The sequence below is a fragment of the Pseudomonas sp. FW305-E2 genome (genome assembly GCF_058782925.1).
In genome coordinates this window covers 145,866-159,811 of record NZ_JBYSYE010000003.1, presented here as the reverse complement: position 1 = coordinate 159,811, position 13,946 = coordinate 145,866, and the positions used below count along the sequence as shown (strand labels likewise).

The window sequence follows — 13,946 nt, the reverse complement described above, 5'->3', positions numbered from 1 at the left end:
GTGGGGTAGGTATGCGCATACGCGCACTGGTCGCCATCGTTGGGCTGCTGCTGACAACGGTGACCGTTGAGGCTCTGGCCGTCACTCAAGTCAAGAGCATGCGCCTGTGGCGCGCACCGGACAACACGCGGCTGGTCTTCGACCTGTCTGGCCCCGTGCAGCACAGTGTCTTCACCCTGAGCGCACCCGATCGCCTGGTCATCGACATCAATGGCGCAACACTGGCCGCGCCACTGAATGTGGCCACCTCCAACACGCCGATAAGCAGTGTGCGTTCGGCTCAGCGTACGCCAACCGACCTTCGGGTTGTGGTCGACCTGAAAAAGTCGGTTACCCCGAAAAGCTTCACCCTGGCGCCCAACGCACAGTACGGCAACCGCTTGGTGGTCGACCTGTATGACCAGGAGGCTGACGCTATCGCGGCCAGCACGCCGCCACCTGCGCCGGCCCCGGTACAAACGCCTGCGACAACGCCCGCGGTGCCAGTGACGCCGACCCAGCCGGCGATCAAGCTGCCACCGGTACCCAGTGGCAAGCGTGACATCGTGGTTGCCATCGATGCCGGGCACGGCGGCGAAGACCCTGGCGCTTCCGGCTCGCGTGGCCAGCACGAAAAAGACATCGTGTTGCAGATCGCCAAGGAGTTGCAGCGTCAGATCAACAGCGAAAAAGGTTTCCGTGCAGAGCTGACCCGCACCGGTGATTACTTCATCCCGCTGCGCAAGCGTACGGAAATCGCCCGCAAGAAAGGCGCCGACCTGTTCATTTCGATTCACGCCGACGCGGCCCCGTCGCGCGCAGCCTTTGGCGCCTCGGTGTTCGCCCTGTCCGATCGTGGCGCCACCTCCGAGACGGCGCGCTGGCTGGCCGACACGGAAAACCGTTCTGACCTGATCGGTGGTGCGGGTAATGTCAGCCTCGACGACAAGGACCGCATGCTCGCGGGTGTGCTGCTTGATCTGTCGATGACCGCTACGCTCAGCTCCAGCCTCAACGTGGGGCAAAAGGTATTGGGCAACATGGGGCGTGTCACTTCGTTGCACAAGCAGCGTGTGGAGCAGGCCGGGTTCATGGTGCTGAAGTCGCCGGATATTCCGTCGATCCTCGTTGAAACCGGGTTCATCTCGAACAACAACGAAGCAGCCAAACTGGCCTCCTCCAGCCACCAGCAGGCGCTGGCCCGGTCGATCCGCACTGGGGTGCACCAGTACTTCCAGCAGAACCCGCCACCTGGCACCTACATCGCCTGGTTGCGTGACACCGGCAAGATCGCCGCCGGCCCGCGTGAACACACCGTGCGCCCTGGCGAAACCCTGGCAATGCTCGCCGTGCGTTACCAGGTCAGCGTGGCCAGCCTGCGCAGCATCAACAGCCTGAAGACCGATGAGCTGAAGGTTGGCCAGCGCCTCGATGTACCCGCCACAACCTTGGCCGCGCAATGATGAGTGGCGGTTCGCGAATTCAGCTGCTCAGCCCGCGGCTGGCCAACCAGATTGCCGCCGGCGAGGTTGTCGAGCGGCCGGCGTCTGTAGCCAAGGAACTGCTGGAAAACAGCCTGGACTCCGGTGCCCGGCGCATCGATATCGAAGTCGAGCAGGGCGGCGTCAAACTGCTGAAGGTGCGGGACGATGGCAGCGGTATTTCTGCCGACGACCTGCCGCTGGCCCTGGCCCGACACGCCACCAGCAAGATCCGCGAGCTGGAAGACCTTGAAGGGGTATTGAGCCTGGGCTTCCGTGGCGAGGCCTTGGCCTCGATCAGTTCGGTGGCGCGCCTGACCCTGACCTCGCGTACCGCCAGTGCCAGTGAGGCCTGGCAAGTCGAAACCGAAGGCCGTGACATGACGCCGCGCGTGCAGCCGGCGGCGCACCCGGTCGGTACCTCGGTGGAAGTGCGCGATTTGTTCTTCAATACCCCGGCCAGGCGCAAGTTCCTCAAAGCCGAGAAAACCGAATTCGATCACTTGCAGGAAGTGATCCGGCGGCTGGCGCTGGCCCGTTTCGATGTCGGCTTCCACCTGCGCCACAATGGCAAGAGCATCCTCAGTCTGCACGAGGCCCACGACGAAACCGCCCGTGCACGGCGGGTGGGTGCCATCTGCGGCCCGGGCTTCATGGAGCAGGCACTGCCGATCGACGTCGAGCGCAACGGCCTGCGCCTTTGGGGCTGGGTCGGCTTGCCGACGTTCTCGCGCAGCCAGGCAGACCTGCAGTACTTCTTCGTCAATGGCCGGGCAGTGCGCGATAAACTGGTCGCCCATGCCGTGCGTCAGGCCTACCGGGACGTGCTGTTCAACGGCCGCCACCCCACGTTCGTGCTGTTCCTGGAGCTGGAGCCCAACGGCGTCGATGTGAACGTGCACCCTACCAAGCATGAAGTGCGATTCCGTGAAGGGCGCTCGGTGCATGACTTCCTGTATGGCACCTTGCACCGTGCCTTGGCCGATGTACGTCCGGAAGACCAGCTGGCCGCGCCTGCTGCCGTACCTGAGCTGGTTCGTCCCACGGGCCAGCAGGCCGGTGAGTTCGGGCCCCAGGGTGAAATGCGCCTGGCCTCGCCGGTGCTTGAACAGCCTCGAGCCCCGCAACAGTCGTTTTCCAATGGTGGCAGTGGCGCCGGTTACCAGTATCAATACACCCCACGTCCCTCACAGCCGCTGCCGGCCGCAGAGGCACAGGCGGTGTACCGCGAGTTCTATAAGCCGCTGGACACCGGTGCTGCGCCTGCGACGGCACTGCCCGAAAGCCAAGGCGACATTCCCCCGCTAGGCTATGCCCTGGCGCAGCTCAAGGGTATCTACATCCTGGCCGAGAACGCTGTTGGCCTGGTGCTGGTGGACATGCACGCTGCCCACGAGCGGATAATGTACGAGCGCCTCAAGGTGGCCATGGCCAGCGAGGGCCTGAGTGGCCAGCCGCTGCTGGTGCCGGAGACCCTGGCCCTTAGCCAGCGTGAAGCCGACTGTGCCGAAGAGCATGCACAGTGGTTTCAGCGGCTGGGCTTCGAATTGCAGCGCCTGGGCCCTGAGACCCTGGCGATTCGCCAGATCCCGGCCTTGCTCAAGCAGGCTGAAGCCAACCGCCTGGTGCAGGACGTGCTTGCCGACCTTATGGAGTACGGCACCAGTGATCGCATTCAGGCGCATCTCAACGAACTGCTCGGTACCATGGCCTGCCACGGTGCCGTGCGCGCCAACCGGCGCCTGGCAATTCCCGAGATGAACGCCCTGCTGCGCGACATGGAAAACACCGAGCGCAGCGGCCAGTGCAACCATGGCCGTCCTACCTGGACTCAGATGGACCTGGACGATCTGGACAAACTTTTCCTGCGCGGTCGATGAAATGAGCGGCAAGCCCCCTGCAATATTCCTGATGGGTCCGACGGCGGCCGGCAAGACCGACCTTGCCATCGAACTGACCACGGTGCTGCCGTGTGAACTGATCAGCGTCGATTCGGCACTTGTGTACCGTGGCATGGATATCGGTTCGGCCAAGCCGTCGAAAGAAGTCCTCGCTGCCCACCCGCACCGGCTGATCGACATTCGCGACCCGGCCCAGAGCTATTCCGCCGCGCAGTTCCGTACCGACGCCCTGGAGGCCATGGCCGAGATCACCGCGCGCGGCAAGATCCCGCTGCTGGTCGGCGGCACCATGCTCTATTACAAGGCGTTGATCGATGGCCTGGCCGATATGCCGGCCGCCGATGCGACGGTGCGCGCCGAGCTGGAAGCGCAGGCTGAAGCCCTGGGCCTGGCCGAGCTGCACCGCCAGTTGGCCGAAGTCGACCCGGAGTCCGCGGCACGTATCCACCCCAATGACCCGCAGCGGTTGATCCGGGCCTTGGAGGTGTACCGGGTGAGCGGCGAGAGCATGACAGCTCATCGTCGGCGTCAATTCGCGGAAAGTCGCGGCGCAGACGCAGGCGCCGGCGGACATTTGCCCTATACTGTCGCCAGTTTGGCGATTGCTCCTACAGATCGTCACATTTTGCATCAGCGAATTGCGTTACGATTTTCGCAGATGCTGGAACAGGGCTTCGTTGATGAGGTCCGATCGCTGCGAGCCAGAAGTGACTTGCACGCCGGGCTGCCGTCTATACGGGCAGTGGGTTATCGGCAAGTGTGGGATTACCTGGATGGCAAGCTGACTGAGAATGAGATGCGTGAACGCGGTATCATTGCTACCCGGCAGCTGGCCAAGCGGCAGTTCACCTGGTTGCGTGGCTGGCCTGACGTGCACTGGCTTGACAGCCTGGCCTGCGACAATCTGTCCCGCACCTTGAAATACCTTGGGGCCATCTCCATATTGAGCTGAGTCCCTGCTGATTGCCGTCTATTCTTGCGAAGGGGCGGCCTAATTTATCGTTTTTATTGATTTTCTATTATTTATCCTTACAGGAGTGCGGCATATGTCAAAAGGGCATTCGCTACAAGACCCTTACTTGAACACCTTGAGAAAAGAAAAGGTCCCGGTATCCATTTACCTGGTCAACGGTATCAAACTGCAGGGCTCGATCGAATCGTTCGACCAGTTCGTGGTATTGCTGAAGAACACCGTCAGCCAGATGGTCTACAAGCACGCCATCTCGACCGTAGTTCCGGCCCGTCCGGTCCGCCTGCCAAGCCCGACCGACAGCGAGCACGGCGACAGCGAGCCAGGCAACGCCTGATAGGAGCCTGCATTGTTCTTTGAGCGCCACGGTGGTGGTGAGCGGGCGTTGCTCGTTCACTTGGAAGGTCAGAACCCTGAGGCGCGCGAAGACCCGCAGGAGTTTCAGGAGTTGGCATTGTCGGCCGGTGCCGACATCGTCTCGCTGGTCACGGTGACAAGGCATCAGCCTTCCGCCAAATACCTGATTGGCAGTGGCAAGGTCGAAGAGTTGCACGACCTGGTCCATGCCGAACAGGTAGACCTGGTGATTTTCAATCACACCCTCACGCCCAGTCAGGAGCGCAACCTTGAACGTGTGTTCGAGTGTCGTGTGCTCGACCGTACCGGGCTGATCCTCGATATCTTCGCCCAACGGGCGCGTACCCATGAAGGCAAGCTGCAGGTCGAACTGGCCCAGCTGGAGCACATGAGCACGCGGCTGGTGCGCGGCTGGACTCACCTTGAGCGACAAAAAGGTGGTATCGGCCTGCGCGGCCCGGGTGAAACCCAGCTGGAAACCGACCGCCGCCTGTTGCGGGTGCGTATACGCCAGATCAAGTCACGTCTGGAGAAAGTGCGCAGCCAGCGTGAGCAGGCGCGTCGCGGGCGCAAGCGCGCGGATATCCCCTCGGTGTCGCTGGTGGGTTATACCAACGCCGGCAAGTCCACGCTGTTCAACGCCCTGACCGAATCCGAGGTGTATGCCGCGGACCAGTTGTTCGCCACCCTCGACCCGACCCTGCGCCGGCTCGAGCTCAACGACCTGGGGCCGATCGTGCTGGCCGACACCGTAGGCTTCATTCGCCACCTGCCGCACAAGCTGGTCGAGGCATTTCGGGCTACGCTCGAAGAGTCGAGCAACTCCGACCTGCTGCTGCATGTGATCGACGCCCATGAGCCAGAGCGCATGGAGCAGATCGAGCAGGTGCTGGCGGTGTTGGGTGAGATTGGTGCCGAGGGGTTGCCGATCCTGGAGGTGTACAACAAACTCGACTTGCTCGAAGATGTCGAGCCACAGATCCAGCGCAATGCCGATGGCAAGCCGGAACGGGTCTGGGTATCGGCACGCGATGGGCGTGGCCTGGAGCTGGTTGGCCAGGCGGTTGCCGAGTTGCTGGGGGATGATCTGTTTGTCGGTACCCTGTGCCTGGAGCAGCGTTTTGCCCGCTTGCGCGCGCAATTCTTTGCCTTGGGTGCCGTGCAGAGTGAAGAGCATGATGAAGAAGGGCGCAGCCTGCTGAGCGTGCGACTGCCCATGGTCGAACTGAATCGCCTGGTCAGCCGCGAAGGCATGGAGCCGCAAGTGTTTGTCCAGCAACACACTTTGCAATAAATGCTCGTCGAGGTCGCCGGGCAGCAGTGACAGGCATTCTGTAGCATTGGACGGCGCGCCGTGGGCGCGTCTTTGCTTTATCAGATGGAGAGCGCTATGGCTTGGAACGAGCCGGGTGGCAACTCGAACAATCAGGATCCCTGGGGCGGCCGCCGCGGTGGCGGTGGCGGCGGTGGTGACAAGAAAGGTCCACCGGATCTGGACGAGGCCTTCCGCAAACTGCAGGACAGCCTGAATGGCATGTTCGGCGGCAGCAAGAAACGTGGCGGCGGTGATCGCAATGTCGGCAAGGGCGGTGGCCTGGGCCTGCTGGGCATCGGCCTGGCGGTGCTGGCTGCAATCTGGCTGTACAGCGCCGTGTATGTGGTCGACGAGCAGGAGCAGGCGGTTGTGCTGCGCTTCGGCAAGTACTATGAGACGGTCGGTCCCGGCCTGAACATCTACTTCCCGCCGATTGATCGCAAGTACATGGAAAACGTCACGCGTGAGCGTGCCTACACCAAGCAGGGCCAGATGCTGACCGAAGACGAGAACATCGTCGAGGTGCCGCTGACCGTCCAGTACAAGATCAGCAACCTGCAGGACTTCGTGCTCAACGTCGACCAGCCTGAGGTGAGCTTGCAGCACGCGACCGACAGCGCCCTGCGCCACGTGGTGGGTTCCACTTCGATGGACCAGGTGTTGACCGAAGGTCGTGAGCAGATGGCCGTGGATATCCGCGAACGCCTGCAGCGCTTCCTCGACAACTACCGCACCGGTATCACCGTTACCCAGGTCAACGTACAGAGCGCGGCAGCCCCGCGTGAAGTGCAGGAAGCCTTCGACGACGTGATCCGCGCCCGCGAAGACGAGCAGCGTGCCCGCAACCAGGCCGAGTCCTATGCCAATGGCGTGGTGCCGGAAGCCCGTGGTCAGGCCCAGCGCATCATCGAGGATGCCAATGGTTACCGCGACGAAGTCATTGCCCGCGCCAAGGGTGAGGCAGATCGCTTCACCAAGCTGCTTGCCGAGTACCGCAAGGCACCTGACGTAACCCGTGAGCGTCTGTATCTGGAGACCATGCAAGAGGTCTACAGCAACTCGAGCAAGGTCATGGTGGCAACCAAGGACGGGCAGAGCAACCTGCTCTACCTGCCGCTGGACAAGATGGTCGAAGGCAGCCGCAAGCCGTCCGTGCCAACCACCAGCGCGTCGCCATCGGCTAACGATGCGGCCGCTCGTGCCGCGCAGGACATGCAACAGCAACAGCAGCCGCTGCGTACTAGGGAGAGCCGCTGATGAGCAATAGATCGCTGATCGCCCTGATCGCCGCCGTGGTCCTGGCCATTGTGGCCTGGAACAGCTTCTACATCGTGTCCCAGACCGAGCGGGCGGTACTGCTGCGTTTCGGTAAGGTGGTCCAGGCGGATGTTCAGCCAGGCCTGCACGTGAAGATTCCGTACGTGAACCAGGTGCGCAGGTTCGACGCTAGGCTGATGACACTCGACGCGCCTACCCAGCGGTTCCTGACCCTGGAAAAGAAAGCGGTGATGGTCGACGCCTACGCCAAGTGGCGCGTCAAGGACGCTGAACGCTTCTACACCGCCACGTCCGGCATGAAGCAGATCGCCGACGAGCGTCTGTCGCGTCGTCTGGAAAGTGGCCTGCGCGACCAGTTCGGTAAACGTACCCTGCACGAAGTGGTTTCCGGTGAACGTGATGCACTGATGGCTGACATCACTGCATCGCTGAACCGCATGGCGAGCAAGGAACTGGGCATCGAGGTGGTCGACGTGCGCGTCAAGGCCATCGACCTGCCGAAGGAAGTCAACCGCAGCGTGTTCGACCGCATGAGCACCGAGCGTGAGCGTGAAGCCCGCGAGCACCGTGCCAAGGGTAACGAGCTGGCTGAGGGTATCCGTGCCGATGCCGACCGTCAGCGCCGTGTGCTGCTGGCCGAGGCTTATCGCGAAGCAGAAGAAACCCGTGGTGATGGCGATGCCCAAGCGGCCGCTATCTATGCCAAGGCTTACAGCCAGGACGCTGATTTCTATGCGTTCCACCGTAGCCTGCAGGCATACCGCGAGAGCTTCTCGAGCAAGAGCGACGTGATGGTCCTGGACCCGAAGAACGAATTCTTCCGTTACCTGGACAAGAGCAGACCGTGATGCTCAGGCCCTGATTTTCATGCAGCGGCACCCCGCCTGGCAGCTAATGCACCAGGCGGGGTGCATCCTGAATGAAAAGGGGTGTATGATGAGGCAGCCGGGAAATTTCCCGGCTTTTTTGCGTCTGCAAGGTTGATTGGCACAGCGCCGGTTGACAGTTTGGTCAGCTCGCAAGGCAATTTGAGGGTGTCGGGTACGGTGGCTGCGCTGGGATCAGTGCTGCCCGCTGCTGTGCGCGATACCGGCTTTTCTGACGGTTTGCCTGCTGGCAAGCCGCCCGGACCAGAGGGGAAATGGCGTAATGGCAACGGTAGACCGCTGGCTGCTGCCAGATGGCATCGAGGAAGTACTGCCACCTGAGGCTGCGCGCATCGAGATCGCGCGCCGCCAGGTGTTGGACCTGTTCCAGAGTTGGGGCTACGAACTGGTCGTCACCCCGCATATCGAGTACCTGGAGTCGCTGCTTACCGGCGCCGGCCAGGACCTGGATCAGCGCACCTTCAAGGTAGTGGACCCGCAGTCCGGCCGCCTGATGGGCTTCCGCGCCGACTTCACCCCGCAGGTAGCGCGTATCGATGCGCACACACTGCGCCGTGAGGGCCCGAGCCGCCTGTGCTATGCCGGCAGCGTGCTGCACGCCCAGCCGCGTGCCCTGTCCACCTCGCGCAGCCCGATCCAGCTGGGTGCCGAGCTGTACGGCGATGCCAGCCCTACCAGCGACGTCGAAGTCATCAGCCTGATGCTCGCCACGCTACAACTGGCCGATGTGCCGGATGTGCACATGGACCTGGGCCACGTCGGTATTTACCGCGGCCTGGCCCGTGCCGCCGGCCTGTCTGGCGCGGTCGAACAGCAGCTGTTCGACGCCATGCAACGCAAGGCTGTCGATGAAGTGCAGGCGCTGACCGCCGACCTGCCGAAAGACCTGGGCAGCATGCTGCGCGCCCTGGTCGAGCTGTGCGGTGGTCGTGAAGTACTGGCTGAAGCCCGCGTGCGCCTCGGTCGCGCCCCGGCCAGCGTGCTGGCGGCGCTGGACGACCTGCTGGCGATCGCTGATCGCCTGGCGTCGCGCTACCCGGACCTGCCGCTGTACTTCGACCTCGGCGAGCTGCGTGGTTACCACTATCACACGGGCGTGGTGTTCGCCGTGTTCGTGCCAGGCGAAGGCCAATCGATCGCCCAGGGCGGGCGCTACGACGATATCGGCGCCGACTTTGGCCGGGCGCGCCCGGCCACTGGTTTCTCCACGGATTTGAAGACCCTGGTCACACTGGGGCGAGCGGAGGTCGTATTGCCAACTGGCGGCATCTGGATGCCGGACAGTGGCGATGCGGCCCTCTGGCAGCAAGTCTGCCAGTTGCGCAACGAGGGCCAGCGTGTGGTTCAGGCTCTGCCTGGCCAGCCGTTGAGTGCTGCTCTCGAGGCGGATTGTGATCGGCAATTGATTCAGCAAGACGGGCGCTGGCAGGTTCTGCCGCTGGCCCAGTGAGTTTCTGCGTCGGCAACAGGCCGGCAACCAAGTTTGCGTGAATGAGGACCAATGTAATGGGTAAGAATGTCGTCGTCCTGGGCACCCAGTGGGGTGATGAGGGCAAAGGCAAGATCGTCGATCTGCTGACCGAACATGCTGCCGCCGTAGTGCGCTACCAGGGTGGCCACAATGCGGGTCACACCCTGGTGATCAACGGTGAAAAGACCGTTCTGCACCTGATTCCATCCGGCATCCTGCGTGAAGGCGTACAGTGCCTGATCGGTAACGGCGTGGTCGTTGCCCCGGATGCGCTGATGCGTGAAATCACCAAGCTGGAAGAGAAAGGCGTACCGGTGCGCGAGCGCCTGCGCATTTCCCCGGCCGCGCCGCTGATCCTGTCGTACCATGTGGCCCTGGATCAGGCCCGCGAAAAAGCCCGTGGCGAAGCCAAGATCGGCACCACCGGCCGTGGTATCGGCCCAGCTTACGAAGACAAGGTGGCACGTCGCGGCCTGCGCGTGGGTGATCTGTTCCACCGCGAGCGTTTCGCCGCCAAGCTGGGTGAGCTGCTGGATTACCACAACTTCCAGCTGGTGAACTACTACAAAGAGCCAGCCATCGACTTCCAGCAGACGCTGGACGAGTGCATGGCTTACGCCGAACAGCTCAAGCCGATGATGCTCGACGTCACCGCCGAGCTGCACAACCTGCGCCGCGCCGGCAAGGACATCATGTTCGAAGGCGCCCAAGGCTCGCTGCTGGACATCGACCACGGTACCTACCCGTACGTCACCAGCTCCAACACCACGGCTGGCGGTATTTCCACCGGTTCCGGCGTCGGCCCGATGTACCTCGACTACATCCTCGGCATCACCAAGGCCTACACCACTCGCGTAGGTTCCGGTCCGTTCCCGACCGAACTGTTCGACGAGACAGGTGCTACCCTGGCCAAGCGTGGCCACGAGTTCGGCTCCACCACTGGCCGTGCCCGTCGTTGCGGCTGGTTCGATGCCGTGATCCTGCGTCGCGCCATCGACGTCAACAGCATCTCGGGCATCTGCCTGACCAAGCTGGACGTACTGGACGGCCTGGAAACCATCAACATCTGCGTTGGCTACAAGAACGAGAACGGTGCCGTCATCGACGCGCCTTCCGATGCCGACAGCTACATTGGCCTGGAGCCTGTGTACGAAGAGATGCCAGGCTGGAGCGAGTCGACTCTGGGTGTGAAAACCCTGGAAGAGCTGCCGCAAGCTGCGCGTGACTACATCAAGCGCATCGAAGAGCTGGTTGGCGCGCCGATCGACATCATTTCGACCGGCCCGGACCGCAACGAGACCATCGTGCTGCGTCATCCGTTCGCCTGATCTGCCCTTCAGGCTGATCTGACGCCGTGGCCCTGAGAAGGGCCGCGGCGTTTTCATTTGTGGGCATGTCTGTGTTGGCCAATATCCACCGGCAATCCACCGTTGCCGCCGCTACCGTATTCGCGGGTAAACCCGCTCCTACACTGATTGGGTTTGGGCACACACCGGCGGTTGGGCGCAGGCCGTTGTAGGCGCGGGTTTACCCGCGAATGGGCCTGCACACGAAACCCCTCTGCTAGACCTTGGCGCATTTCCCCGCTGCCTGCGGCACAACCCTTGCTGTAAGAAGTTTCTGTAGATGCCATCAAAATAGTGGCGCCAGAAAACACGAGGGTTACACCGTGTCTGCCATCCTCTCACTGTTACGAAGCCGCCTCTTGCGGCCTGTGTTTGTTGCCCTTGGTATCGCTCTTTTGGTGCAGGTGCTGGTTGCCGTTGCGCTCACCCGAAGCACAGTCACCGCCCTGGAGGCTGACCTTGGCGAGCGACTGGGTAATGACAGTCGCCAACTCGCAAGCGATCTGGAGCAAGCCGGGCAAGATGTGCGCTCTGGGCTCGACGGCCTGTCCAGCAGTACCCGCCAGCGCCTGAGCGCAGGGTTGTCGGAGCGCCTGCAAAGCGAACAGCAGCAACTGCGCAGCACCCTGGAAAAGAACCTCAAGGACTCCGCCAACGACATGGCCGAACTGCTGGCTTCGGTTGCCCCGCGGGCGATCTGGGACAACGATGTGCCAGTGCTCTCCGACTTTGCCCGGCGTGCCCAGCGCAACCCCAACGTGCTGTTCGTGGTTTACGACGATGCACAGGGCCAGCACCTGACCCGTTACCTGAACCGGCAAAACCCGATCAACCAGGCTTTGATGGACAAGGGCCAGGGCGAGCGTGCGCTGGACAAGGTGATCAATGCTGCCCGACAAGACCCGGCGGTGTACTTTGTCGAAGCTTCGATCAACCCCAATGGCGCAGAAATCGGCAAGGTGGTGATGGGGGTTTCCACGGCGGGCATCGACCAGGAGCTCAAGGCCTTGGACCAGCGCTTCGCGGCGCTGATTGCCAGCGGTGAGCAACTGGTTGGCGACAGCCTGGTGGGTGCCGCAGCCGACAGCGGCAAAACCCTGCGTGAGCGCCTGGAGAAGGCGCAGGGCAGTGCTGCCGCCATGCAGGCCAATACCGCGCAAACTGTGCGCGATGCCGCTGCAGAGCTGCGCTGGCGTATCGGTCTGGGCCTGGTGCTGGTCGGCCTTGGGGTGCTGCTGGTGGTGGCCCTGGTACTTGGTCGACGGGTACTGAGCAAGCTGCGCCTGTTGATTACCGCCCTCGATGACCTGGCAGCCGGCGAAGGTGACTTGACCAAGCGCGTGCCGCTCGACAGCCGGGATGAAATCGGCGACATGGCCTCAGCAGTGAACCGCTTTGTCGACAAGTTGCAGCCGATTGTGCGCGAGGCGGGTGAAGTGGCGCAGCGCACCGGTGTCGAGATTGGCGCGATGGCCCAGCGTAATGCCGGTGCCGATGCTGCCGCCGCGTTGCAGCGCGACGAAGTAGCGGCGAGCCTGCGCGACCTGTCGAGCATGGCCGACGAAGCCCAGGCCGAAAGCCATGCGATGCAGGCGGCGTTGCAGCAGGTGGTGGATATCCGCCAGGCCACGGATGAAAACAGCCGCACTTCGACCCAACTGGCGGGTTTGATCGAGAACCTGGCCGGGCAGGTGGATGCCGGCTCTCAGGTGATCGAGCGCTTGGCCAAGCAGAGCGAGCAGATCGAAGTGGTGCTGACGGTGATTCACGGGATTGCCGAACAGACCAACCTGCTGGCCCTAAATGCTGCCATCGAGGCAGCCCGTGCGGGTGAAACCGGGCGTGGTTTTGCCGTGGTGGCCGATGAGGTACGGGCACTGGCGAGCAAGACGCAAAGCTCTACGGGCGATATCCAGGCGCACATCGCAGCATTGCAGAAGGGCGCCAAGGAAGCTGTGGCCACCATCAGCCAGGCTGGGCTCAAGGCTAGCGAAGGCTTGCTGGTGCTGCGTGACAACGAGCGTCGGCAGCAGTCAGTGCAGGCGGCGGTGGAGCAGGTGCATGCGGCCATTGGCTTGGCCACCCGTGCGGCCGAGCAGCAGGCGAATGGCGCGCAGGCAGTGCGTGGGCGAGTGGAGACTATCCATGCTCAGGCTGAGCGTTCGGCTGAGGTGGTGATGCAGACCACGGCCAGTAGCAAGGTGCTGGATGATCTGGCGGCTCAGCTGCGCGCCAGCCTGGGCCAGTTCCGGGCCTGAGTCCTGCGCGGTCCTTTGTGGGAGCGGCCTTGTGTCGCGAAAGGGCTGCATAGCAGCCCCAGGTTTGTTGCATAAACGCGGAAATTGCCGGGGCCGCTATGCGGCCCTTTCGCGACACAAGGCCGCTCCCACACCTGAGCGGTGTTGTTATGCTGTCGGCGACACATGACAAAAGGAGTTGCTCATGTCCGCCCAACTAATCGCTGCCCAGGCCGACCTGAATTTCCTGCACAGTGACAGCGTACGGCTCACTGACCCGATGACCGCCCTGCAAGCCTACTGCGCCATGACCTCGGACGTCCCCGGCTGGCTGGCCCGGGCCTTCCGCATTCGCGACTTTATCTCACGCCGTTTCAATGTCGCCGATATCCACGGCTTCTCTCGCGGCGATCCAACGCATGTGCCAGCCGTCGGTGAGCGCCTGGACTTCTTCACTGTCGAGGCCATCAGCGACCAGCAACTGGTCCTGACCTCGCGTGATACGCATCTGGCTGTAATGGTGAGTGTGGATCTAGATGATCAGGGGGAGGGGTGTCAGCGCTTGGGCGTGACCACCTCGGTGCAGTGCTTCAACACCTTCGGCCGGCTTTACATGTTGCCGGTCGGCAAGGCCCATGGGCCAATTGTGCGGCGCATGCTGCGTAACATCTGATGGCCTGATCATCGGCGAGCCCCCACAGGTACAGCGCAGGCCCTGAGACCG

Annotated in this window: 11 protein-coding genes; all 11 read left to right on the top strand. The window is 62.7% G+C overall.

The genetic code is table 11. The features are described 5' to 3' along the window. Positions 1-11 precede the first annotated feature (11 nt). The 11 genes from AC3WLP_RS04645 to AC3WLP_RS04595 all read left to right on the top strand — a co-directional run bounded on the left by AC3WLP_RS04645 (position 12) and on the right by AC3WLP_RS04595 (position 13,895). Positions 12-1,442 carry an N-acetylmuramoyl-L-alanine amidase gene (locus tag AC3WLP_RS04645; RefSeq protein ID WP_003249525.1) on the top strand — a complete coding sequence of 477 codons (1,431 nt, stop codon included), beginning with the start codon at positions 12-14 and terminating at the stop codon, positions 1,440-1,442. Continuing rightward, positions 1,442-3,340: a DNA mismatch repair endonuclease MutL gene (gene mutL, locus AC3WLP_RS04640; RefSeq protein ID WP_088513282.1), complete on the top strand. Its 1,899-nt coding sequence runs from the start codon at positions 1,442-1,444 to the stop codon at positions 3,338-3,340. The genes AC3WLP_RS04645 and mutL overlap by 1 nt, the downstream gene beginning before the upstream one ends. Before the next feature lies 1 nt (position 3,341). After that, positions 3,342-4,313, top strand: coding sequence for a tRNA (adenosine(37)-N6)-dimethylallyltransferase MiaA (miaA, locus tag AC3WLP_RS04635; protein WP_003249530.1), 972 nt, complete (start codon positions 3,342-3,344; stop codon positions 4,311-4,313). A 94-nt stretch (positions 4,314-4,407) separates the two neighbouring features. Then, positions 4,408-4,668, top strand: a complete 261-nt coding sequence (hfq, locus tag AC3WLP_RS04630) for an RNA chaperone Hfq (RefSeq protein WP_003249532.1) — start codon at positions 4,408-4,410, stop codon at positions 4,666-4,668. A gap of 12 nt (positions 4,669-4,680) precedes the next feature. Then, complete coding sequence (gene hflX, locus AC3WLP_RS04625) at positions 4,681-5,982, top strand: ribosome rescue GTPase HflX (protein WP_003249534.1); 1,302 nt, start codon at positions 4,681-4,683, stop codon at positions 5,980-5,982. Between the two features lie 96 nt (positions 5,983-6,078). Beyond that, positions 6,079-7,260: an FtsH protease activity modulator HflK gene (gene hflK / locus AC3WLP_RS04620; protein ID WP_003249536.1), complete on the top strand. Its 1,182-nt coding sequence runs from the start codon at positions 6,079-6,081 to the stop codon at positions 7,258-7,260. Further along, entirely contained in the window at positions 7,260-8,129 is an 870-nt protein-coding gene (hflC, locus tag AC3WLP_RS04615; RefSeq protein ID WP_003249538.1) for a protease modulator HflC, read from the top strand. Before hflK ends, hflC begins: the two co-directional genes overlap by 1 nt. Before the next feature lie 301 nt (positions 8,130-8,430). Beyond that, positions 8,431-9,618 (top strand): ATP phosphoribosyltransferase regulatory subunit, encoded by a 1,188-nt coding sequence (locus tag AC3WLP_RS04610; RefSeq protein WP_010955481.1) that lies wholly within the window; start codon positions 8,431-8,433, stop codon positions 9,616-9,618. Between the two features lie 56 nt (positions 9,619-9,674). Further along, entirely contained in the window at positions 9,675-10,967 is a 1,293-nt protein-coding gene (locus tag AC3WLP_RS04605; protein WP_003249542.1) for an adenylosuccinate synthase, read from the top strand. A 341-nt stretch (positions 10,968-11,308) separates the two neighbouring features. Next, positions 11,309-13,243, top strand: a complete 1,935-nt coding sequence (locus tag AC3WLP_RS04600) for a methyl-accepting chemotaxis protein (RefSeq protein ID WP_012053860.1) — start codon at positions 11,309-11,311, stop codon at positions 13,241-13,243. Positions 13,244-13,427: 184 nt separating this feature from the next. Beyond that, complete coding sequence (locus tag AC3WLP_RS04595) at positions 13,428-13,895, top strand: DUF2867 domain-containing protein (protein ID WP_012053859.1); 468 nt, start codon at positions 13,428-13,430, stop codon at positions 13,893-13,895. Positions 13,896-13,946 lie beyond the last annotated feature (51 nt).